Origin of the sequence: Ammonicoccus luteus, from assembly GCF_050880385.1 — a bacterium.
Classification (GTDB): domain Bacteria; phylum Actinomycetota; class Actinomycetes; order Propionibacteriales; family Propionibacteriaceae; genus Enemella.
Window position 1 is genome coordinate 441,714 of record NZ_JBNZCI010000003.1, and the last position, 23,500, is coordinate 465,213.

Consider the following 23,500-nt stretch of genomic DNA (forward strand, 5'->3'; position numbering starts at 1 on the left):
ACAGTCTATGTGGCCAATCTCCGGAGTTCCGTGAGAATCTCGCGGCCGTGCACGGTGAGCAAGGTCACGTGGCCGGCCTCGGGGAGGTACGTCGCCTGGGCTCCCGGGATCCGCGCCGCCAGCGTCCGCGCGTGCCGCGTCGAGATCAGTGCGTCGTCGAGCCCGTGCCAGAACCGCACCGGCACTCCCGCGATGTCCGCCGGGTCGAAGTCCCAGTCGCGGGAGAGGAGACGGAGTTCGTGGAGCACGCCGACCGTGCTCTCCCGCACCCCTTCCCGGATTCCCGCCGCGATCGTCGAGGCGGCGGCCTGGGTCGCCTCGATGCTGCTCCCGGCGGCCTTCTTGGTCCGGACCCACGCCCGGGAGACGGCATCGGACCACCGGTCCGGGTTCCCGCCGACGACGCGGAGGCTCAGCAGGTTCTTGACGAGCCTGGGATGGAGATGGCGCAGTTTGTCCACTCCGGCCAGCACCCCGACGGCGCTCACCCGGTCGGGGTGCACGGCGGCGCAGGCGAGTGCGTACGGCCCGCCGGCCGACCACCCCAGGGCGATGAATCGCTCGATGCCCAACTCATCGGCGAGCTCCACCACGTCCAGGGGCCACTCGAGGCGTCCGTGGCCCTGCTGGAAGCTGGAGAGACCGAACCCGGGGCGATCGGGTGCGAGCAGGCGTACGCCCGCGGCCTCGGCATGGTCGGCCAGCAACGCGCCCGACAACCGCGACCCCGGCGTGCCGTGGAAGAAAAGGACGGGCACGCCGTTCGGGTCGCCGAACTCCGCGTACCCCATCCGCCGACCGTCCGCCAACCACACCGAGCGGGCCGCGGGGTCCTCGGCGGCGTGCGGGTGGCCATCGGAACGTGGGACCGGGCTCTCGGAGGATGTCACGGCGCCCATTCAAGCGCTCTCCGGCCACGGAATCGCTCTCCGGTGTCCAAAACGGACCCCCTCGGGTTTGACCCCGGAACAAATAACGCAACAATAGTGTTGTGAAATTCATGCAGGAGCGAACGGACGCGATCATGCCACGTCCCGCCGCCGCAATGGAAGCGGGGGCGGCAGACGATGACGCCTCCACGCGCCAGCGCGTCCTGCAGTCGATCATGGAGCACGGTCCGTCGACGGCTGTTCAACTGGCCGATCGGCTCGAGCTCACCCCGGCCGCCATCCGTCGGCACCTGTCGGCGCTGGTCGAGCGGGGAGATCTGGTGGCGCAGGATCAGCGCGTCCGCGGTCAGCGCGGACGCGGACGACCGGCCAAGGAGTTCGCGCTGACGACAGCGGGGCGAGCGTCGTTCCACCAGGCATATGACGACCTCGCGATCGCCGCGCTGGCGCAGCTCACCCGTGCGATGGGCACGGATGCGCTGGATCAGTTGGCCCGCACGCGAATCGCGCAGGTCGAGAAGCGCTATCGCGAGCTGCGGACCGTCGATCCCGACGGCAGCCCGGTCGATGCGTTGGCCGAAGCCCTCAGCGATGACGGCTATGTGGCCTCGACCAAGCCGGCCCTGGCCGGTGAACAGCTGTGCCAGCACCACTGTCCGATCTCGCACGTCGCGCAGGCATTTCCGCAGCTGTGCGAGGCGGAGACCGAGCTGTTCTCGCAGCTGCTCGGAGTCCACGTGCAACGATTGGCGACCATCGCCCACGGTGACGGGGTGTGCACAACGCACGTGCCGCATCCGGATCGCCGCCACGTCTTTGTCCCGACCGACACCATCCGAAAGAAGGCCTGACATGACTCAGCTCGACCAGAACCGGCCCCTCAGCCAGGAAGAGCAGCTCGAGGCGCTCGGCCGCTACGAATACGGGTGGGCCGATCCCGATGTCGCCGGCGCCACCGCGAAGCGCGGCCTCAATGAGGCCGTCGTCAAGGAGATCTCCCAGCTCAAGGGCGAGCCGAAGTGGATGCTCGACCTGCGCCTGAAGGGCCTGAAGCTCTTCGAGCGCAAGCCGATGCCGACCTGGGGTTCCGACCTCAGCGAGATCGACTTCGACAACATCAAATACTTCGTGCGCTCCACCGAGAAGCAGGCCCAGACGTGGGAGGACCTGCCGGAGGACATCAAGAACACCTACGACAAGCTCGGCATCCCCGAGGCGGAGAAGGCCCGGCTGGTGGCCGGCGTCGCGGCGCAATACGAGTCCGAGGTCGTCTATCACAAGATCAACGAGGAACTCGAGGCCCAGGGCGTCATCTTCCTCGACACCGACACCGCGCTGCGTGAGCACCCGGAGCTGTTCCAGGAATACTTCGCGACCGTGATCCCGGCCGGTGACAACAAGTTCTCAGCGCTCAACACGTCCGTCTGGTCGGGTGGCTCGTTCATCTATGTGCCCAAGGGCGTTCACGTCGAGATCCCGCTGCAGGCCTATTTCCGGATCAACACCGAGAACATGGGCCAGTTCGAGCGGACGCTGATCATCGTCGACGAGGGTGCCTATGTGCACTACGTCGAGGGCTGCACCGCCCCGATCTACAAGTCCGACTCGCTGCACTCCGCGGTCGTCGAGATCATCGTGAAGAAGGGCGGCCGCTGCCGCTACACGACCATCCAGAACTGGTCGACCAACGTCTACAACCTCGTCACCAAGCGCGCCATGTGCGAGGAGGGCGCGACCATGGAATGGGTCGACGGCAACCTCGGCTCCAAGGTGACGATGAAATATCCGGCGGTGTGGCTCATGGGCGAGCACGCCCGCGGCGAGACCCTGTCGATCGCGTTCGCCGGCCCGGGCCAGCACCAAGACGCGGGCTCCAAGATGGTCCACGCCGCCCCGCACACGTCGAGCTCGATCATCTCGAAGTCCGTCGCCCGCGGTGGCGGCCGATCGTCCTATCGCGGTCTCGTCCAGGTCCAGCCCGGTGCCCACCACTCCGCCTCGTCGGTGAAGTGCGACGCGCTCCTGGTCGACCAGATCTCGCGCTCCGACACCTATCCCTATGTGGACGTCCGCGAGGACGACGTGTCGATGGCGCACGAGGCCACGGTCTCCAAGGTGTCCGACGACCAGCTGTTCTATCTGATGTCGCGCGGCATGGAGGAGGACGAGGCCATGGCCATGATCGTCCGCGGCTTCATCGAGCCCATCGCCAAGGAACTGCCGATGGAATATGCGCTCGAGCTGAACCGTCTCATCGAACTGCAGATGGAGGGCGCGGTCGGCTGACGCCGGACTGCCGCGTACTTCACACACTTCCGACAGAAAGCGACAACCGACTGTGTCCGTGGACACCCGACCGAACGTGGCAGGTGCGGTGGAGACCATCGAGTCCCATCTGCATCCGATTCCGTCCTATGACCTCACCGACCATCCGGTCCCGCAGGGCCGCGAGGAGGTGTGGCGGTTCACTCCGCTGCGCCGTCTGCGCGGTCTGCTGGAAGCGGAGGGGACCGGAGCGCACCTGCGCTCGGAGCTCGCCACGCCGGAGGGGGTGCGGCATTCGGAGATCTCGCGCGATGAGGCGCGGGCGATCGGTGGACACGCGCCCGGCGACCGGGTCGCCGCGATGGCGGCCGAGCACGCCGGGGGAGCGGTGCTGTTCGACGTGCCTGCGAACCTCGAGCTCGACGAGCCAGTGATCGTCGACCTGACCGGTGACTCGGCGGATTCCGTCGTCCACGGACATCTGGTGTTCCGGGTCGGCCATCACGCCCGGGTGCGGATCGTGATCCGGCACCGCGGTTCGGCGACCTATGCCGCGCTCGTCCAGGTCGTCGTCGGCGATGGCGCGGACGTGACGTTCGTGTCGATCGCCGACTGGGCGGACGACGCGGTCCACGCGGGACAGAACAGCTTCACCGTCGGCCGGGACGCGCAGGTCCGCAGCGTCGCAGTGTCCCTGGGCGGCGATCTGGTGCGGATTGCGGAGACGGCGGAGTACGCAGGCCCGGGCGGTTCCATCGACCAGTTCGGCCTCTATTTCGCGGACACCGGGCAGCACATCGAGCACCGGCTCTTCGTTGACCACAATGCCCCGCACACCAAGTCCAACGTGGACTATCGCGGTGCCCTCCAGGGCAAGGGTGCCCACACCGTGTGGGTCGGCGACGTGCTGATCCGCAAGGTCGCCGAGGGCATCGAGACCTATGAGTCCAACAAGAACTTGCTGCTCACCGATGGCTGCAAGGCCGACTCGGTGCCCAACCTGGAGATCGAAACCGGCGAGATCGAGGGCGCGGGACACGCCTCGACGACCGGCCGGTTCGACGACGAGCAGCTGTTCTATCTGCGTTCGCGCGGAATCGACGAAGCCGAGGCCCGACGCCTCGTGGTGCACGGCTTCTTTGCCGACATCATCCGCCGCATCGGGGTGCCCGAGGTCGAGGAGCGTCTGCTCGAGGCCATCGAGGATGAGCTCGCCGCGCATGTCGGCGTGCCCGAGAACGTCGAACCCCTTCCCACTGACCCCACCACCGACGAGAACAAGGAATTCTGACGCCCATGAGCACTCTTGCCATCACCGACCTGCACGTCTCCGTCGAGACCGAATCGGGGCCCAAGGAGATCCTCAAGGGCGTCGATCTGACCATCAACTCCGGCGAGGTCCACGCGATCATGGGCCCGAACGGGTCCGGCAAGTCGACGCTGGCCTATTCCGTGGCCGGCCATCCCAAGTACGCCGTGACCAGCGGTTCCGTCACCCTGGACGGTGAAGATCTGCTCGCCATGTCCGTCGACGAGCGCGCGCGGGCCGGGCTCTTCCTGGGGATGCAATATCCCGTCGAGGTGCCGGGCGTCTCGGTGTCGAACTTTCTCCGCACCGCCAAGACCGCCATCGAGGGCGAGGCGCCCAAGCTGCGCCACTGGGTGAAGGCCGTCAACGAGACGATGGAACGCGTCAACCTCGACAAGTCGTTCGCGCAGCGCTCGGTCAACGAGGGCTTCTCGGGCGGTGAGAAGAAGCGTCACGAGATCGCTCAACTCGAGCTGCTCAACCCGCGGTTCGCGATCCTCGACGAGCTCGACTCCGGTCTTGATATCGATGCGCTCCGGGTTGCCGCTGATGGCGTGAACCGGTTCACCGCCCAGGGCGATCGCGGCCTGCTGCTGATCACTCACTACACGCGGATCCTCAACTACATCAAGCCCGACCATGTGCACGTGTTCGTGGACGGCCGCGTCGCCGCCCAGGGTGGCGCGGAGCTCGCGAACGAGCTGGAGGCCGAGGGCTACGACAAGTACCTCCGGGCGGCGAAGGCCTGATGACCCACGCCGACACCACCGAGGCCGCCGACCTCCAGCCGGCCGCCGCGCAACCCGCTCACCCCGGATCGTGGGCGGCGCGGTCGCGCACCAATGACGAGATCCCCGAGGTCGAGCCGATCTCCGGTGCGCAGTTGCCGTTGCCCTATCCGATCAACACCGAGATGGTGCGCGCCGATTTTCCGATCCTGAGTCGGGAGATCGACGGCAAGCCGCTCGTCTATCTGGATTCGGCGAACACGTCGCAGAAGCCGTATGCGGTCATCGACAGGATCAACCAGCACTATCGCTGGCACAACGCCAACGTCGCGCGGGCCATGCACGTGCTCGGCGCCGAGGCGACTGATGCCTTCGAGGGGGCACGTGCCAAGGTCGCCGCGTTCATCGGCGCCTCGCGGTCCGAGGAAGTCATCTTCACCAAGAACGCCTCGGAGGCGTTGAACCTGTGCGCGCACTCGCTCGGCGCGCGGCTCAAGCCCGGTGACGAGGTCGTGGTGTCGGTGATGGAGCACCACTCCAACATCGTGCCGTGGCAGATGCTGTGCGAGCGGACCGGCGCGGTGCTGCGCTGGTTCGACATCACCGAAGAGGGCCGGCTCGATCTGGAGGCGGCCGAGCGGGACAACCTGATCAACGAGAAGACCAAGATCGTCTCGGTGACCTGGGTGTCGAACGTGCTCGGCACCGTGAACCCGGTCCGGAAGATCGCCGACTGGGCTCATGCCCACGGTGCGTTGATGGTGCTCGACGGGTCGCAGGGTGTCCCGCAGATCCTCACGCGTGTGCGGGATCTGGGCATCGACCTCATGGCGTTCACCGGTCACAAGATGGTCGGCCCGACGGGCATCGGTGTCCTCTGGGGGCGCTATGACCTCCTCGCGGAGATGCCGCCCTTCCTGGGTGGCGGCGAAATGATCGAGATCGTCCGGATGACCGGGTCGACCTATGCGCCGCCGCCGCACCGGTTCGAAGCGGGTACGCCGCCCATCGCCCAGGCCGCCGGTCTGGGTGCTGCCGTGGACTATCTCGCCCGGATCGGCATGGGGTCGATCGCGCGTCACGAGCGGGAGATCACCGCTTATGCGCTCGAGGGCCTCAAGACGCTCCCCGGCCTGACGATTCTGGGCCCGACCGAGGCTGTTGCCCGAGGCGGTGCGATCTCGTTCAAGCTCGACGACATCCACCCGCACGACGTGTCGCAGCTGATGGACTCGCGGCTGATCGCGGTGCGCGGGGGACACCACTGTGCGCGGCCGCTGCACGAGCGGCTGGGCATCCAGTCGTCGACGCGGGCAAGCTTCTATCTCTACACGACCAGAGCCGAGGTCGACGCCTTGATCGACGGCCTCGACCACACGATCTCGTTCTTCAGGGGGCGCTGACATGGATGTCGAAGAGCTCTATCAGGAGATCATCCTCGACCACTATCGGGCGAAGCATCACAGCGGGCTGCGCGAGCCCTATGGCGCCGAGGTGCACCACGTCAATCCGAGCTGCGGTGACGAGCTGACCCTGCGGGTCGAGCTGGATGGCGACAAGGTCGCGGATGTGTCGTATGCCGGGGAGGGCTGCTCCATCTCCCAGGCCTCGACCTCGATCATGACCGACCTGGTGATCGGGAAGTCCCTCGAGGAGGCGTTCGCCCTCCACGAGGAGTTCAAGGTGATGATGGACAGCCGCGGCAACTATGAGCCGGACGAGGAGCAGTTCGAGGACGCGATCGCGTTCGTCGGCGTTGCCCGGTTCCCCGCGCGGATCAAGTGTGCGCTGCTCGGCTGGGAGGCGTTTCGGGACGCGGCCCTGCAGTCCAGCGCGAGTGAGAACTGACGGCTCCGCAGCGGCCGAGGAATTGCCCCGCACGCGCGAGCAGACCAGACGAACGGAGAAAGCGATGACTGACTTTACTGAGACCGACGAGCCGAACATCCCGGGCGCGGGTTCTGCCAGCGATGCGCCCAAGGGCGCTCCGGAAGAGGTGGGCGCCCGCCGGGCCGCGGATCCTGCCGCCGCGAACATGGAATCCGGCGCGGTGACCCAGCCGGAGATCAGTGGCGAAGCCGAGGGCGCCGCGGCGCGGCCGTCCGATCTCGTTGAGGACACCCTGCCGGGTGAGGGCGAGGAGCTCGGTGCCGGCGACGCCGCCGCCGCCGCGGATGAGGAACAACTCCTCGAGGCGTTGAAGGACGTCGTCGACCCGGAGCTCGGGATCAACGTCGTCGACCTGGGCTTGGTCTATGGCGTCCATGTCGACGACGATTCCGCGGTGACCGTGGACATGACGCTCACCTCGGCTGCCTGCCCGTTGACCGACGTCATCGAGGCCCAGACCGAGACCGCGCTCGACGGCCTGTCCACCCGCACGACGATCAACTGGGTCTGGATGCCGCCGTGGACGCCGGAGAAGATCACCGACGACGGCAAGGAGCAGCTCCGGGCACTGGGGTTCAACGTCTGAGGTTCTCGCAGGCCCGGAGACTAGCCGTTTGGGCTGGTGAGTGATTTAAGTGGGGGTATGCCCCCACCAAATTCACTCGCCAGTTGAACGGCATCTCCCGGGAGCTCTAGCGTCGGCTGCGTGACCACGTTCCTTGCAGGCCTGTCGGGCCTCGGCTTCGGTCTCTCCCTCATCATTGCGATCGGGGCGCAGAACGCGTACGTCCTTCGCCAAGGACTCCGCCGCGAGCACGTCGCGCCTGTCGTGATCGTGTGCGCGGTCTCGGACTTGGTGCTCATCTGCGCCGGCGTCGCCGGGATGGGCGCGCTGGTCACGCAGGTGCCGGGCCTGCTTGCGTTGATCCGGTGGGGTGGGGCGGCGTTCCTGTTGGGGTACGCAATCCTCGCTGCCCGTCGAGCACTCCGCCCGGGTGCACTCTCGACCGACTCGACTGGCGCTTCCGCGGGCTGGCTCAAGGTCGTCGGCACGGCCGCCGCGCTTACCTGGCTCAATCCCCACGTCTATCTCGACACCGTCATCCTCCTCGGCTCCGTCGCCAGCTCCCACGCCCCGCACCAGTGGCCGTTCGCCGCCGGCGCGAGCTTGGGGAGCATCGTGTGGTTCACGGCGCTGGGGTTCGGTTCCCGCCACCTGCGGCGGTTCTTTGCCAAACCAGCCGCCTGGCGGGTCCTTGACGCTGTCATCGCCGTGGTCATGGCAGTCCTCGGCGTTCGCCTCCTGCTGGGGTAACCGGCTGCGTCACGCGACCGTTGACTGTCAGCATGGCCGCATGCGCCGCATCTTGCAGGGTCGTGGGCTGGGGTTGGGTGCTGTCGTTGCCACCGTTTTAGGGCTCGTCGCCGGCGCGGCCCTCGCGGGACAACTCAGCAATGCCCTTGCCATTCGCTTCGAGAACAAGACCGTGCCGGCGGAGGAGCCGGCCAACGCCGACCACCTCGACGTCCAACCGCTCGCGGCCTTGGGCCGGATCACCGCGCCGGCAGCCTTCCTCGATCATCCCCGGACCCAGCTCGCGGAGCGACTGCTCCGGGCAGCCGTCGACAACCGGGAGCCGCTGACCACAGCCGCCCCGGTCGACATCGAGGTCGTGATCGAGTCCACCGAGGGCATCAGTCCCGGCGGCGATGAGGCGTACTCCCTCCACGTCACCGACTCCACCCTCACCATTCGCGCCGCCTCCGGGCTCGGCGCGACCAACGGCCTGTTCCGCGTGGCCGACCAGCTGGCGGCGGGCCACGACTGGCGGGAGCTCGACACCGACGGCGAGGTGCGACCCGCGCTGGGGGAGCGGTTCGTGGACACGGGTGCGGTGGGGGTACGCCCCAACCCCGACGCCTATCGCGCCCAGGATGACTATCAGCACTCCTCGGGGGCGCTGGAGGATGTGGTGCTGGCGGATGCGCCGTACGTCGATCCGGCCGCCCTCGACCGTGTCGCCGCCGAGTGGCGGGAACACGTGGACCATGCGGTGGCGTATGGATACAACGGCGTCATCATCAACGGCTTCCTCGAATATGTGAACTTCGACCGCCTCGGCGACGGGTTCGAGGTCTATCCCGCCGACAGCCCCTATCGCGCGCGGCACGACGCGATGAAGCGGGAGGTCGGCGGCATGTGGCGCTACGCGCACGACATGGGGATGCACGTCGTGTTCAAGTCGGACATGCTCGCGCTGACCGGGCCGCTGGAGGCGTACCTCGACCGCGAGACCGGCCTCGACCCCACCGACCCGCGCCTGTGGGAGGTCTATCGCGCGGGGTTCGACGAGTTCTTCGGCGACTTCGACTGGGTCGACGGCTTCATGATCCGGATCGGGGAGGGTGGCTCGATCTACAACCACCGGGGCTGGGACTACTACTCAGCGTTGAAGGTCACCGATGCGGCGGGCGTGCGGACGATGCTCGACGTGACGACCTCCATCGCAGCCGAGCACGACGCGACGATCTATTTCCGCACGTGGTCCGTGGGCGTCGGCGACGTGGGGGACATGCACACGAACCCGGAGACGTACGACCGACTGCTCGGCGACTTCTCACGGCCCAACCTCGTCGTGTCCACCAAGTTCGTCATGGGCGACTTCGACTCCTGGCTGCCGCTGAACCCGACGCTCAGCACCGGGTCTCAACGCCGGCTGGTGGAGATGCAGGGGCGGCGTGAGTTCGAGGCGTTCAGCTCGATCCCCAACGATGTGGGGCCGCTGCATCAGACGGCCCTGCAGACGTTCCGTCGGGACAATCCGAACGTGGACGCGCTCTGGATGTGGACGCAGGACGGCGGGCCGTGGCGGGCCGGGCCGATGTCGCTCTATCTCAAAGCCGGCAACTGGAAGCTCTATGACCTCAACGTCTATGCCGGCGCCCGGCTCGCGTGGGATCCCGAGGCCGATCTCGATCGGGTGAACGGGGACTGGATCCGGCGGGCCTATTCGAGGGATCCGGACGTCGTTGCCGCAGTCGGTGCTGTGCTCGCCGAGTCGCGGGCGGCGGTGCTGGACGGGCTCTATATCGGCCCGTATGCCGAGCAACAGGTCTTCGCCCTCGGCCTCGAGCCACCGCCGATGATGTGGATCTTCAAGTGGGACATCGTGTCCGGCGACTCCGCCGCGCTGTCGGCGGTCTATGTCGCGACGCGCGGGCGGGTCGACGAGGCGATCGCGGCGGGAGAGCGGGCCGTCGGGACGGCCGAACGGATGCGGGCCGAGCTGGCGCGGGTGGACCGGGCGGCGTTCTCCGATCCGGCGGACTATGACCGGCTCGTCGAGTCCGTCGACTATGAGGTCGACCTGCTGCGGACGCTGCAGGCGTATCGGGTGCTGGTGCTGCGGTACTACGAATGGCTCGACACCGGGAACGCCGAGGCCGAGCAGGCGTGGCGGGCGGCGCTGCCCGTGTGGCAGTCCGCCGTGGCGGAGCACGAGCGGCGCTGGACCGGGAACCTGGATCTCCCGCCGTTCAACTTCTTCGCCGCGGAGGCGGGGATGGCGTACGCCGAGCGCGTCGATGTGATGCGTCTCGCTGCGGGTGCGCTGTTGCTGTTGGCGTTGCTGGGCATCGCGTTCGTCCCCGGTCTGCGCCGCGGGGCGTTCACGCCGTGGGCCGGATCCCTGAGGCGGGCCGAAGGCTCGCGTCGGGTCGGTTCCCTGAGGGCTGAATCTTGGTTCCGTTCCCTGAGGAGGGCCGAAGGCTCGCGGGTCCGTTCCCTGAGGAGGGCCGAAGGCCCGTCTCGAAGGGAAAAATTCCCCCACTACCTCACCCTCGCCCTGCCGGCAGTCGTGGCCATCGGCAGCCAGGTGCTGTTCACCGCGGGCCGAGCGCCGTGGTACCTCCTCCTCAGCCTCGGTTTCCTCGGCCTCTTTGCGCTGACGGCACGTGGTGTGCTGGCGTGGCTGAAACCCGGGGCCGATGGCTCGGCGTTATGGAGCGCGATGGGCGGTTCGTGGCTGCTGGGAGCAATCCTGTTCCTGGGCGCCGTGGCCGTGCGCGGACCGGGGGCGTACTGGTTCAGGTTCTGGACCGATGACACGACCCGTGGGTGGTATCTGACCGCGGCAGTCGGCCTCGCGGTGTGGTGGCTCGCGGCCGTCGTGACGGGTGTGGCGTCGGGCTATGGCGTGAAGGTACGCCAGGGCGTCGGCGCGGTGCTGCTCGGTCTCGGGGTTCCGCTTGCCGTCGTCGGCGCCGGTCTCGGGATCGCCGGCCTCGAGCGCGGGCTGACGACGCTGAACGACGAGCTCGCGTTGCTGCCGTTGGGGCTGTCCCGGATCCTCGGGCTGACCGTGCACCTCGGCATCCCGCAGTCGCTGCCCGCCTGGCTCGGTGGGCTCGGGATGTGGCTGTCACCGCTGGGGCAGCCTTGGCCACCCGGCCTGGTCGTTCGTTCAATTCTCAGGCTAGGCGCCCAAGCAAATCCCAGATATAAGAGCATCGGGCTTTCGATGAGCACTGGAGAAGCCTCGGTTGTGGTTTGGGTCGCCGCCTTGAAGAACCTTCCGTAATGGCCGCATCAAGCGGGATCCTCTCCTCGGCTGCTGCATGGGTCGCTCCGGCGGTAGCGAGTGTTTCCCCTAGAAAGGGCAAAGGATCAATGCCCTGAAAACTAATGGCAAAGAACTGTGGGCTGGTGGCGCGGAGGGTAGGTGATTGCGCTCAAGGCGACCGGCTGTGACCGGTGTGACGCCAGGTTAGCTCTGGGCGAGTGTGAGTGAAATCGCACCGCACAGTCTGAGATTCACCAAGGCTGAATTGGGTTAAACCCTAAATATTGTGTCAACTTCCTGATGGTGCAGCCGGTGGGCTGCTGAGAGTTCAGGGGTTCGAGCCATGGGTACCGATCGCACAGGCGCAGGACGAGAGTCCGCCCCGCAGCGCAGGTTGCGGCGAGCGGTGCTGCTCCCCGTCCGCCGTGCAACGCCATGGCGATTGGCTGGAAGATTCGCGACGCTCTTCGTCGTGCTTGCCCTGCTGTCCGGGCTACTGTCTTGGCCGTCCGGACTCGTTGAACAGGCGCAGGCCGGGGATGTGGTTACGAGTACCGGCAACTGGAGTCTCCAGCTGACAGCCAGCCCCAATCCTGCGCAACAGGGCGATACGGTCACTTGGACCGTTGTGGTGAAGAACCTTCGGTCGAGTGGGGCCGCGCGACCTGTCATGTACTGGCGGCCAACCACCACTTGGTCAGGTCAGGTGGGTCCTACTATGTCGGGAAGTAGCGTTTGCACGCCTCAGCCGGTGCTCGAAGCCGGGGGCTGGGTAGCGCGACCCGGTGGATACGACGGCACGGTGTACTCCTACCACTTGAGTCTGGCGCCGGGTGCGACGGGTCGGTTCACATGTACCACCACCGCGCCCGCTCCTGGTTCATACCTCAGTTCGGTAGACATGAACACACGATTCGGAGCTACCAACTTCGGCACGATCGACGCTGCGTGGACTTCGACTCTTCGCGCCAGCGAGACCTTGGTGGTCAATTCTCCGCCGGGCCCTGACCTGAAGCTGACCAAGACAGCGTCTCCGGCCGATGTGACCTCTGGGTCAGACGTGAATTTTGATCTGAAGGTGGACAACACCGGTGCCGCAAGCGGTGCCTTCACGGTCACCGACACGATCCCTGCGGGATTCACCGTGAAGACACTACCCACCGGATGCACGCAATCCGGGAGCACTGTGACCTGCGCGAACATCGGGCTGGCGACCTCGGGACCGTGACCTACAGGATTGGTGCGACCGCGACGGGCACAACGCCGGGCAAGGTGACCAACACGGCCACGGTCAAGCTGGACAGCGGGACTGCAGACACCAACACCGCCAACGACACCAGTTCCGTCGACGTCACGATCCAGACAGCGGACCTGACCGTCACGAAGACTGCATCGAAAGCGGTTTATCTAACCGGTGAGCAAGCGTCTTGGACCGTTACGGTGAGCAATACCAATGCCCTGAACAGCACGACGAGCAGCACCTATACGTTGCGCGATGTCGTTCCGAGCACCTTCACGGATGTGGTTGTCATCGGTGGCTCGCCGGCGTGTGCTGCGGTGACGAACAACACGGTCACCTGTGACAACCAAGCCGGGCTCGTGACTGGGGGGACGCGCACCTACACGATCACCGCCACGGCAAGGACCGCGACGACGGCGTACACGAACACGGCAGAGCTCCTCAACACGAGCTTCGAGCGGTCGACGGACAACAACACGGCGAGCGCGACTGGCCAGATCCAGGCCACGGAGGCTGACCTAGCGGTCACCAAAACGGCAACGCCGCTGGACCCAATCGCGGGCCAGACCGTGACGTTCGACATCAAGGTCTCGAACGTGGGCAACGCCACGTCGAGCACTTATACCCTCACTGACGCGGTCCCCTCGCAGTTCACCAACGTGAACTTCAGTGGTACGCCGCCTGGAGGCTGCTCCATAACCGGCAACGCCGTGAACTGCACCAGTCAGGCCACCCTGGCCGCTGGCGCCAGCCGGGACTACAAGGTCACCGCCGTCGCCACCACCGCTGGGGCGTACACGAACAAGGCCGAACTGACCGGCACCACGGACAAAAACACCGCCAACAACACTTCGAGCGTAACCGGCACCATCGCGGCTGCCACCTCCGACCTCACCATCAGCAAAACGGCCACCCCGACGACGGGTGTGAAGAAGGGTGCGACGGTCACCTATACCGTCGAGGTCGCGAACAGCGGAAACGTGCCCAGCAGCACCTATACGCTGACGGACCCCGTGCCAGCCGCGTTCACCAACGTGACCGTCGCCACCGTCGCGCCGGCCACCACCGCGTGCACGGTCACCAATAACACCGTCACCTGCCTCAATCAGGCCGCGCTGGCACCCAACGCCAAACGCACCTATACGATCACCGCGGTCGCCAACGAGACCGTGGCCGGGACGCACACTAACACCGCCACCATCGCCGACACGACCGGCGAGGCCAGCACCACCAACAACTCTGCAAGCGTCGACGTCGGGATCATCGCATCGGCCCCCGACCTGCTCGTCACCAAGACGGCTCCGACGGACAAGATCTCGATCAATCAACCGGTTGAGTACACGGTGACTGTGACGAACGTCGGAGACCAGGCCAGCGGTGCCTACACCCTGTCCGACAAGGTCCCGGGCGGGTTCGGTTTGGCCGTCACGGCGGAATTCGGCTGCAGTCTGGACCAAGCCACCAGGACCGTCAACTGCCCCAATCGCACGAGCCTAGCTGCCGGCGAGAGCCGTACCTACAAGTTCACCATGACGGCCGGCGATATGCCGCAGCCCACCCTGAACAAGGCTTTTGTGACCCCGGTCGCCGGTGAGGTCGTCACAACCAACAACGAAGCGACTGCACCGGTCGAGATCATCGCCGAGTCCCTCTATGACCTCTCGGTCAGCAAAGGCGCATCGCAGGGCATCGTCCAGGTCGGTGAGACGGTGGACTTCACGATCACGGTCACCAATGCCGGTGTGGGTCCCAGCGATGTGTACAGCCTGAGAGATGAAGTCCCTTCAGCGTTCGCATCAGTGGATTTCGTCGGTGTGCGTCCCGATGAATGCTCGGTCCTTGGCAACATTGTGACCTGTACCAATCTGCCGTCTCTAGCGGCTGGCGCTACCAGGACCTTTACGATCAAGGCGAACGCAGTCAACGCCGGCACTGCCACGAATACCGCAAGCGCAAGCACGGTTGGGGAAACGAACACCACCAACAACAGCGGCAGCGCGCCGGTCACCATCCAGGAGGCCGGTGGGCCACTCGTCGGCACGGCGGATTCGAATGGCGGAGCGTTCACCCTAGACAAAAGCACTTAACAAAGTATGAAGAGGTTTGGCGTTTGCTGCCTGCAGCGCAGTGCCGTTCCACCGCGCTCATGCTCTGAGGAGCAGCCCGGGAAGACGCGACCGGGTTCGTGAGCGGCCCGGATCGAGTGGGTGGGCTAGAGGAAGATCATTTTCTCGCCGGGGAGGATGTTCGTGGCTGCCGGTGGGGTATGGCTGATCAGGATGGGGTAACCGATGAGGGCGGTGAGTTGTCGATCGAGCCGGGCGAGGTCGTTGGCTGCCCAGTCGTGGGGGCCGTGGACGGTGACGAAGAGTTCGATGGGAACACCGTTCGGCATGGGACGGTTGCCGGCAGCCCAGCCAGCGAGTCGGATATCGCTGCAGCCGGCTTCGGTGAGTAGATCGAGATCTGCTCGCGATGACGTTGGATGAGGTCCGCGGCGCAGGGCTCACTCATCGGCGTCGTTGTGCGGGTCGACCGGGATGAGGTGGCCGTTGTCGTCGAAGTCGTAGACGGTGATGGGTTCCTGTGCCGCCTGTGTGTTGCTGCGCTTGTTGGGCGCGGGGTACAGGCCGAGAAGGCGGGCGCGTTGGTCCATGATGCGTAGCACGATGCGGGCGGCCTTGTAGTCACCTTTCATGGCTTGGTCCCAGTATGCGGCTTGCACGGCATCCAGGCGTTGGGCTTCGAGGAAGCGGAGTTCGTCGATGCTGTCGACCTCGTGCTCGGTGAGGGCGTTGGTGAGGATGCGGTGGACGGTGCCCTTGTTGGCGTAGCCGAGGAGGTCGGCGATCTGCTGGTAGGTTTTGCCGGCCATGCGCAGCTCGACGGCTTTGGCGCGTCGGGCTTGGGCGAGGGCACGATTGTGGTGTCGTCCGGTGACGCGGGGCACATTGTCCAGCAGCGTGTCGGTCATAGGCATACTCTAACAAGTAATGCAGAAATAGCTCATTTATGGTATAATTAAGGCAGTTGTTGGGATAACCATATCCACCATCCGGGTGGCTGGAAACCCGAGACTGCTCAGGATTGATCCAGGCTCGTCACAGTCAGTGGCGGGCCTTTCTTTATGCCCGGACACAGTTCCGGGAGAGTGAAAGGAGTGAGAATGTGAGAGGCAGTGTCTATCGTAAACGCCGTCCGAACGGGTCGTGGTCGCGCTGGTATGCGGTGATCGATCTGCCCAAGACTCCGGACGGCAAGCGCAGGCAGCAGACCAGCACCCATGACACCCGCGCGGAGGCGTCGGCGTGGTTGGCGCAGCGGGTGATCGAGCTGCGCGCGGGTGAGGTGTACGACGCGAAGGTCACGGTGGCGGACTATCTGGGGCAGTGGCTGGCGGGCAAGGCCGCGGTGAAGGAGTCCACTCGGGCGTCGTACGCCGGGCATGTGGAGCAGCACCTGGTGCCGCGGTTGGGGCATCTGAAGCTGAGGGATCTGCGGGCGCATCATGTGGAGCAGGCCTACCGCGACATTCTTGCGCAGCGCGCGGAGCGGCCGGTCGGTGCGAGCGGGCTGCGGCGGGTGCACGCCACGGTGATGTCGGCGCTGAATGCTGCGGTCCGGCGGGGGTTGATCCGGCGCAACCCGGCCGCCGGGGTCGAGCTTCCGCGACCGGTCGAGACCGAACGCACGGTGTGGAGCGTGGCGGAGGCCACCCGGTTCCTGCAGGCCATTCGAGACGACCGCTGGTATCTGATCTACCGGCTGTTGTTGATCGGTGGCCTGCGGCGGGGGGAAGCGCTCGGGGTGCGGTGGGACGACCTGGACTGGGACGCCCATACCCTGACGGTCCGCCGGCAGTTGACCGTCGTGCGCGGCCGGCTGATCGACACGACTCCGAAGTCCCGGGCCGGCGTCCGCACGATTGCCCTGGACGAGATCACGATGGCGGGCTTGCGGGCGCTGCGGCGCGAGCGGCCCACCCCGATCGTGGGCGCGTCCGGCGGGGTGTTCGTCACCGACACCGGGGACCCGATTCATCCGGCGGCGGTGTCCCGGCATTTCAGCGTGCTGGTCCGCCGGGCCGGGTTGCCGATGATCCGGCTGCACGATCTGCGCCACACCTCGGCCACCTTGGGTCTCGCGGGCGGGGAGACATTGTTGGAGGTGTCGCGCCGGTTGGGGCATTCCTCGATCACCGTCACCGCCGATATTTACGCCCACCCGACCGGGGACCAGGCCCGGACCGCGGTCACCCGCCTCGCCGCCCAACTCCACCCGTGAGCAGCCGATCCTGTGTGTGTGCCCGGTCCCTGAGGGGTCCGGGCTGTGTCCTGTCGTGCGAGGTGGAAGGGGATTGTTCATGAGTGATCGACTCTGGCGCTGGCTGGGTCGGCTGGGCTGCCGAGTCTGGGGTGCCCACCGGCGCTGCTGGCACACCAGTCCGACGTATCGGCGGGTGTGGCTGGTCGTTCTCATGATCGTGGCCGAGCGATGTGACGGCACGCTCGCCGACCTGGTGCGGGCGGTTATCGAGGTCCTGTTCGGCACCGACCTCGACTGATCTCCACGGGCCCGGATTTCGTTCCGGTCCCTTTCATGCGGGCTTCGCCATCCGGCGGGGCCCTTGTTCTGTTTCTGGAAGGAACTGTTATGTCTGACATCTCACCCTCGGGCGTGCACGACACCCCGGAGGATCGGGTCACGATCCGTCCGCAGGGCCTGCAGGGCCTGCTGGCCCTGGTGCCGTACCTGCTCGGGTTTCATCCCGAGGACTCGCTGGTCGCGGTCCTGCTCGACCAGGGCCGGGTCTGTCTGACCTTGCGGCTGGATCTCCGCGCGCTGCGTGAGGACCCGGACGAGGTCGCCCGGATCATCGCCACCCAACAACGCCGCCTCGACGCCAGCCACCTCCTGCTGGTCGCCTACACAAACGACGTCGTCGGTAACGACGGTGATGGCGGCGTGATGACCGTGCTGACCGACCTGGCGCTGACCCTCGAATTCGAGGCGTTGACCCGCGGGGACCAGGCGCCGGTGCTGGATGCGGTCCAGGTGGCCGGTGGACGGTACCGATCCTTGGGGTGTGCCGAGTCCGGCTGTTGTGCCGGGGCGGGCCACGACTATCAGGCGGTGCTGAACGACCCCGCCGCCGCCCAGGCCGTCGTGCACGGGATCCAGGCCCGCGGGCACCGTGACGACCTGCGGGCCCTGATCGCCCCCGGCAGCGAGCGTGGGGACGACGCGTACCAACGCGTGGTCGCGGAGACCGCCTCCACGGCGCAGGGCCTGTCCGGGCGGGCGGTGGCGTACGCGATGGACGCGCTGCTGCAGCAGATCGCGGACGCTGACCGGGTGCCCGCGCCGGCGGTGTTGGCCGAACTCACCGGGCTGGTTTGTCACCCCGCGGCGCGGGATGTCGCGAGCCTGCGGATCGACCACGCCAGCGCGCCGTTGTGGATCGAGGTCTGGGCCGCTGCCGCCCGAGCCACCGACGGTCCCGCCGCGGTCGGACCGCTCGCGCTGACGGGTCTGGCCGCCTGGGCACGCGGGAACGGGGCATTGGTCAACGTGTGCGTGGAGCAGGCCGAGCAGCGCGGCCCTGACCACGGACTCGTCCGCATCCTGTCCGATGTCGTCGAGCGCGGTCTGCACCCCGACACCTGGACCCGGATGCGCGAGCACAGCCTGGCCGAGTTCGGCCCGCTCGGCCCGTCCGCCCGCACCCCCTGACCATCAGCACGACCGGTGTCACGTCCTGGCCTCCGCGATTGCGGGGGCCTTTTGCAATTCACCACCCGAAAGGAAACATCCTCATGTCCAAGGAAACCCTCGCCGATCTCAACCTGAACACGTTGATCGGCAACACCGACCACCGCGGCACCGCCTGGCACTACCGGGCCGAACACCAGGGTGTGGAGTCCAACCACTATCCCGGACCTGTCCCCGTCGGCGATGTCGAACGCCGGCTGTTTCACTGGCAGGCCGAATCCCGCCGGCTCGCGGTCGAAGTGCCCGCCGAGTTCGACACGATGACTCATCTCAGCGAGACCGGCATCCCGGCCCGCTGGGTCATGGTGGAGGACCGGCAGGCGATCTGCCGTTCCGACGATGCCACCGGGCAGGTGATGGGGATCTTCAAGCCCGGCTACGTGATGCACCAGTACCGGGAGTGGCTGCTCACCACTGTCGCGAACATTCTCGATGACGATCTCGCGATCTCCTCCGCCGGACTGCTCAAAGGCGGGGCGATCGCCTGGGTCGAAGTCTCGGTCCCCGAATCCCTCACGACCCCGGAGGGGTTCGAGTTCCGGCCGAACCTGCTGGCGACCACCAGTTTCGATGGTTCCATCGCGACCACCTTCAAGCGGACCGTGACCGCGACCGTGTGTGACAACACCCGCGCCCTCGCCCTGGCGGAGAAGGGGCAGGCGTACAAGGTCAAACACTCCCGCTATTCGGCGATGAAGCTCGGTGAGGCCCGTCAAGCGCTGGCGATGGTGCACACCCTCGCTGAGGAGTTCGAGGCCGAGATCGCACATCTGGCGGCCACCAGGGTCTCCCCGCGGGTGTGGGGCGCGTTCCTCGACGCCCACGTGCCCACCCGTGACCCGAAGACCGGGCAGCCGGTCACCGGGAAGGCGCTGACGATGGCCACCCGCAAGCGGGACGCCCTGGACGGGCTGTGGCGTCACGACACCCGGGTCAGCCCGTGGCAGGGCACCGCGCTCGGGGTAGTGCAGGCGGTCAACACCTACGAGCACCACCACGCCACCGTCCGCGGCGCCACCCGGGCCGAACGCAACATGCTGCGCACGGTCACCGGGGACTTCACCCAACTCGATCAGACGACCTGGACGACTCTCGACCAGATTCTCCAGACGGTGTGATCCATCACCCAACGGACGGGGCTCCTGCTCAGCGCGGGAGCCCCGTCCTGGCCTTGTCCCATGTCCAATTCATTCAAGGAGTCGTCGAGATGTCTATCCGCACGGTCACCTACTATCAGATCGCCTGCGACTACCCCGGCTGCACCGTCCATACCGATCCGCACCCGACCAAGCACCAGGCCTGGATCCAGTTCTGGGCCGCCGACGGCATGAACTTTCTCAACCTCCACCCCAAGCCGTACCGCTGCAAGAACCATTTCCACCACTGCGTCGACGGCTGGTACCACCCCATCCCGGCCGCGCTGTGCCCGCGGTGTCAGAAGGCGAACACCGCATCACCGACAACGACCGGCACTGACCGGCAGGTGAACCCTCCACATAGATCAACAACGTGACCTCACGCTCTTGGCGGGGACCCTTCGGGGTCCCCGCCCTTCGCCTTTTTTGCGTTCAGGCATCTATTGCCGGGTGTACCCAGAAGGCCGGTGCGGCCACGTTTCAGATTGAGCCTTCGCCAGTGGCGAAAGCTAACACTCGTTCGCGCACGTTCGCATCTACGAAACCCTTGGACCGATGAACCCTCAACCAAACTCTTCTATTCGCTATTTGGGGATCAGTGCATGGCGATGGGTGCATCTGCACAGCCGCAAGCTGCGGCTGGGAAAGTGGGATTGCGAAGTTTCTATTCGCTGTTTGGCGATGGGTGCAACTGCACGCGGGGGCTTCTTACGAGCAGGCCACGAGAGCATACGAGCTGTTTCTATTCGCTGTTTGGCGATGGGGCAACTGCACACGTGCTCATGCACGCCGTGATCTCCGACGGGCAATCGTTTCTATTCGCTGTTTGGCGATGGGTGCAACTGCACGTACAGAAAGGCTCGATACGTAATGTGTCAAGAGTTTCTATTCGCTGTTTGGCGATGGGTGCAACTGCACCTGCTTCAAGTCGAAGTTCGGTTTCTCGACTGCCGGTTTCTATTCGCTGTTTGGCGATGGGTGCATCTGCACGGAAGGAACCAGTGAAGTGTTGGCCTCAGAAGTTTCTATTCGCTGTTTGGCGATGGGGGCATCTGCACATCAGTTCCTGGAGGAGGAGCTACCCGACTCTGTTTCTATTCGCTGTTTGGCGATGGGGGCATCTGCACCGCGTCGACAGAGTGACCAGAGGAACAAGGAGGTTTCTATTCGCTGTTTGGCGATGGGGGCATCTGCACGTTCAGTGGAAAGGCGCGTCACATGTGCACAAGTTTCTATTCGCTGTTTGGCGATGGGGGCATCTGCACCCTAGTCCGGTCGAGGGCCGTCTGACAAGCCTCGACGCCATGGGTCTGCACACTTGTCTCGGGGGCGACTCGCCGAGGGGCCACCGCGGACGTTCCTTTTGTGCGTTTCGGCTTGTCAGAGCAGGCACACACATGTCCACACTCAAGCGCGCTCGCCCGCCGGTCATTTCCCTCATTTCACGATCCAGAGTTTTGGTTCGTTGCGGTGGCTTGGTTTGCCCTGCAACGATTGCGGCACGTCCCCGAGGTCATACTGACGCCAGAATCATGGCCAGGGCGGCGGGGGCGTCATGCGGCAGGTGAGCGGGTTTGGTGCGTTTCGGTCATTGGTTGTTCTGCTGAGTCATGGCCCCGGGGGGTTCCACGGGAGTGCTTGGTTGGTGTCCCAAAGTGGTGGGAGCGGGTTAGCGCGTCCTGGGGGAATGCGCAGTCCTTTGTGGGGTTGGTATTGGACGCGTTCGTTCCAGGTGAACCAAGGGATGACGGTGCCGACTTTTCCGCCTGTGTCTTTGTGGGGGTAGCGCACGGGTACACGGTCGTCGTCAGGGTAACCGCTGGCGGCTCTGCGGACAGCCTGCACGGCCTGGGTGAGGGGTGGGTAGGCCGCCTGCTGGACGTAGGCGTCGAACTCGGCAGCCCGGTCGGTGGGATTGTCCTTCGTTTCGGCCGTCCCCAGGCATCCGGTGAGCGTCGTATAGGCATCGGCGAGATCGGCGCCGGTCACCGTTCGGAGCGCGGTGACATCGAGACGCACGGAACCGAGGCCGAGGGGTCGACCATGGCCGAGACGGTGGTAGCCGGCATCCGCGTCGGCGGTAGCAAGGCTCGTCGAGTCGAGTACCCATACCAAGGCCGCGAGTTGCAGGCGGTTGAGGTTGCAGAAGTCGACGCGGAAGGTGAAACGGCTGCCGGGTCGGATATGGGACTTGATGGTGACGTTGCGTTCGCCGGGTTCGCCTGCGGTGTCGATGGCGCTTTCGGGAAAGGCCGTGTGTCCGGTGAGGGAGCGGTGATGCGGGTACACCTTGCGAGGAAGAGAGTCACCGACTCCGAAAAACTCTTCCTTTAGGCCCAAGCGGTCCCCGTCGAAGTCGGTCGAATACACCCCGGTGACGGGCTCGATGGGTCGGCCTTGGGGATCGTAGACATAGAACCGGGCGGCGGAGGGCTTGGGCGCGGCAAGTTCGCGCAGGAGATAAGCGCCGGGATCCAAGGTGGCATCAAGGGGGGTGATGGGGCCGAGCGTGATGAGTCCGCGGTGAGCATCGGCACGGTCGCCGAGTCGGTGGGCCAGGTCTGCCGATGGGGCATGGGGCCGTTCGTGCGCGAATCCCCAGGCTTGGTCGGCCATGCTCGCGTGCCCGCGGGATTCGGCTGGGTCCATGCCCCGAGACCGGGCCAGCTGGCCGGGTGAACACTGGAAGGCACGGCGGCCGATCATGGTGGGAACCAACTCGAGCAGGGTTCCCTTTTCGTCGAGGATGGCGTAGGCGAGGTCTCCAGGTTGTAGCGGTGCCTGCGGATCGAAGCGTTGGACCGGGAGCGGTTGGAGATCCTGGTAGCTAGTCATGACCGTGCGATATCGCTCGATGACAACCGGGTCGATAGGCACAGTTTCGGGTTCGGCGGAGTGGAAGAAGATTCGTTCACTGTGCTTGGTGGCGATCAGGTCGGTGCCGGTACAGTGCAGCCAGCCCGGGGTTTCGGGAGTGAGCCGGTGGGTGATCGGGTAGGCAAGCGCCGTGGGATCGATGGCCACAACGCGGTTGCCGTTGAGATGGGTGAGCACCCACTCGTCACGCTGAAGGGCGGTCCCCGGGTTCCGGGTCACCAGGGTCAGTTCGGCGTCGTCGATGCGGGCACCAGTGTTGAGCGCGTGCATTTGTGCGCGCGCGTCGCTGCTTATGTAACGGTCGCCGGCGCGATCGGAGGCCAGCCAGAGAGCCGCTGGCGCGATGTCCGGGTGCCCGGGGCTAGGCGCGCCTCGCAGCAGGATCGCCACCAGGGCGTCGCTGTGACGGTCGACGCGGGCCGGCACGAGCCCAAGGGCGTTGGCGGCCCGCGCCCGGTAGGTCAGTGGTGTTTGGTCCGTTGGGCCCAGGTGTCCGAATCGGGACAACGTGACCGCTTCGTAGGTGGAGCGCAGCATGCCTTTCACGCTCGTGACAGGGATGGCTGCGTCGGCACCGTTGTGAGCGGAGTGCGCGCCGCTGCGGGAGGGGACGTAGATGGCGCGATGCTCGCTGCCGCGGATCGGGGCTGGGTCGCCCACGACGAGGGGGGTGACCACTTCCAGGGCGACCTCCAAGGTCCCGTTGTAGAGCTCGGGTGCTAGGTGATCGTGCATGACCGGTGTGTGGTCGGCGAGTTCGCCGGGCAGGGCGAGATCGTTGCGATCGGGGGTGGGAACGAAATTGTAGGCGTGGTGGAAGCGGTCGGGCAT

20 protein-coding genes are annotated in these 23,500 nt (G+C 66.0%); 16 read left to right on the plus strand and 4 right to left on the minus strand.

Annotated elements, in window-relative coordinates; all coding sequences use genetic code 11:
* Nucleotides 1-5 precede the first annotated feature (5 nt).
* Complete coding sequence (locus ACQ260_RS09885) at nt 6-890, minus strand: alpha/beta fold hydrolase (protein WP_432559255.1); 885 nt, start codon at nt 888-890, stop codon at nt 6-8.
* 134 nt (nt 891-1,024) lie between these two features.
* Between ACQ260_RS09885 and ACQ260_RS09890 the strand changes: the two genes are divergently transcribed.
* The 11 genes from ACQ260_RS09890 to ACQ260_RS09940 all read left to right on the plus strand — a co-directional run bounded on the left by ACQ260_RS09890 (nt 1,025) and on the right by ACQ260_RS09940 (nt 14,971).
* A complete protein-coding gene (locus ACQ260_RS09890) occupies nt 1,025-1,741 on the plus strand; it encodes a helix-turn-helix transcriptional regulator (RefSeq protein ID WP_432559293.1) in 717 nt (238 codons plus the stop codon).
* A 1-nt stretch (nt 1,742) separates the two neighbouring features.
* Entirely contained in the window at nt 1,743-3,176 is a 1,434-nt protein-coding gene (gene sufB, locus ACQ260_RS09895; protein WP_432559256.1) for a Fe-S cluster assembly protein SufB, read from the plus strand.
* Nucleotides 3,177-3,183: 7 nt separating this feature from the next.
* Nucleotides 3,184-4,446: a Fe-S cluster assembly protein SufD gene (gene sufD, locus ACQ260_RS09900; RefSeq protein ID WP_432559294.1), complete on the plus strand. Its 1,263-nt coding sequence runs from the start codon at nt 3,184-3,186 to the stop codon at nt 4,444-4,446.
* Between the two features lie 5 nt (nt 4,447-4,451).
* Complete coding sequence (gene sufC / locus ACQ260_RS09905) at nt 4,452-5,213, plus strand: Fe-S cluster assembly ATPase SufC (RefSeq protein WP_432559257.1); 762 nt, start codon at nt 4,452-4,454, stop codon at nt 5,211-5,213.
* 164 nt (nt 5,214-5,377) lie between these two features.
* Entirely contained in the window at nt 5,378-6,595 is a 1,218-nt protein-coding gene (locus ACQ260_RS09910; RefSeq protein ID WP_432559295.1) for a cysteine desulfurase, read from the plus strand.
* A 1-nt stretch (nt 6,596) separates the two neighbouring features.
* On the plus strand, nt 6,597-7,040 hold the full coding sequence (gene sufU / locus ACQ260_RS09915; RefSeq protein ID WP_432559258.1) for a Fe-S cluster assembly sulfur transfer protein SufU: 444 nt from the start codon (nt 6,597-6,599) through the stop codon (nt 7,038-7,040).
* A gap of 187 nt (nt 7,041-7,227) precedes the next feature.
* Nucleotides 7,228-7,668, plus strand: a complete 441-nt coding sequence (locus ACQ260_RS09920) for a metal-sulfur cluster assembly factor (protein WP_432559296.1) — start codon at nt 7,228-7,230, stop codon at nt 7,666-7,668.
* Nucleotides 7,669-7,788: 120 nt separating this feature from the next.
* Nucleotides 7,789-8,397: a LysE/ArgO family amino acid transporter gene (locus ACQ260_RS09925; RefSeq protein WP_432559259.1), complete on the plus strand. Its 609-nt coding sequence runs from the start codon at nt 7,789-7,791 to the stop codon at nt 8,395-8,397.
* A gap of 40 nt (nt 8,398-8,437) precedes the next feature.
* Complete coding sequence (locus ACQ260_RS09930; protein WP_432559260.1) at nt 8,438-11,662, plus strand: hypothetical protein; 3,225 nt, start codon at nt 8,438-8,440, stop codon at nt 11,660-11,662.
* Nucleotides 11,663-12,545: 883 nt separating this feature from the next.
* Nucleotides 12,546-12,872 carry a hypothetical protein gene (locus ACQ260_RS09935; RefSeq protein ID WP_432559261.1) on the plus strand — a complete coding sequence of 109 codons (327 nt, stop codon included), beginning with the start codon at nt 12,546-12,548 and terminating at the stop codon, nt 12,870-12,872.
* Nucleotides 12,869-14,971, plus strand: coding sequence for a hypothetical protein (locus tag ACQ260_RS09940; RefSeq protein WP_432559262.1), 2,103 nt, complete (start codon nt 12,869-12,871; stop codon nt 14,969-14,971). Before ACQ260_RS09935 ends, ACQ260_RS09940 begins: the two co-directional genes overlap by 4 nt.
* A 125-nt stretch (nt 14,972-15,096) precedes the next feature.
* Here ACQ260_RS09940 and ACQ260_RS09945 read toward each other — a convergent pair whose 3' ends face one another.
* Nucleotides 15,097-15,279: a hypothetical protein gene (locus ACQ260_RS09945; RefSeq protein WP_432559263.1), complete on the minus strand. Its 183-nt coding sequence runs from the start codon at nt 15,277-15,279 to the stop codon at nt 15,097-15,099.
* Between the two features lie 111 nt (nt 15,280-15,390).
* A complete protein-coding gene (locus ACQ260_RS09950; RefSeq protein WP_432559264.1) occupies nt 15,391-15,858 on the minus strand; it encodes a hypothetical protein in 468 nt (155 codons plus the stop codon).
* A 194-nt stretch (nt 15,859-16,052) separates the two neighbouring features.
* On the opposite strand from ACQ260_RS09950, the gene ACQ260_RS09955 reads away from it, so the two are divergent.
* From ACQ260_RS09955 to ACQ260_RS09975, 5 genes are all read left to right on the plus strand, one after another.
* On the plus strand, nt 16,053-17,168 hold the full coding sequence (locus tag ACQ260_RS09955; protein WP_432559265.1) for a tyrosine-type recombinase/integrase: 1,116 nt from the start codon (nt 16,053-16,055) through the stop codon (nt 17,166-17,168).
* A gap of 79 nt (nt 17,169-17,247) precedes the next feature.
* Entirely contained in the window at nt 17,248-17,448 is a 201-nt protein-coding gene (locus ACQ260_RS09960; RefSeq protein ID WP_432559266.1) for a hypothetical protein, read from the plus strand.
* Between the two features lie 89 nt (nt 17,449-17,537).
* Nucleotides 17,538-18,617 (plus strand): DUF4192 domain-containing protein, encoded by a 1,080-nt coding sequence (locus tag ACQ260_RS09965; RefSeq protein ID WP_432559267.1) that lies wholly within the window; start codon nt 17,538-17,540, stop codon nt 18,615-18,617.
* Nucleotides 18,618-18,700: 83 nt separating this feature from the next.
* Nucleotides 18,701-19,774: a DUF932 domain-containing protein gene (locus tag ACQ260_RS09970; protein WP_432559268.1), complete on the plus strand. Its 1,074-nt coding sequence runs from the start codon at nt 18,701-18,703 to the stop codon at nt 19,772-19,774.
* 89 nt (nt 19,775-19,863) lie between these two features.
* Complete coding sequence (locus ACQ260_RS09975) at nt 19,864-20,169, plus strand: hypothetical protein (protein ID WP_432559269.1); 306 nt, start codon at nt 19,864-19,866, stop codon at nt 20,167-20,169.
* A gap of 1,231 nt (nt 20,170-21,400) precedes the next feature.
* Here ACQ260_RS09975 and ACQ260_RS09980 read toward each other — a convergent pair.
* Nucleotides 21,401-23,500 (minus strand): TIGR03986 family type III CRISPR-associated RAMP protein, encoded by a 2,100-nt coding sequence (locus ACQ260_RS09980; protein WP_432559270.1) that lies wholly within the window; start codon nt 23,498-23,500, stop codon nt 21,401-21,403.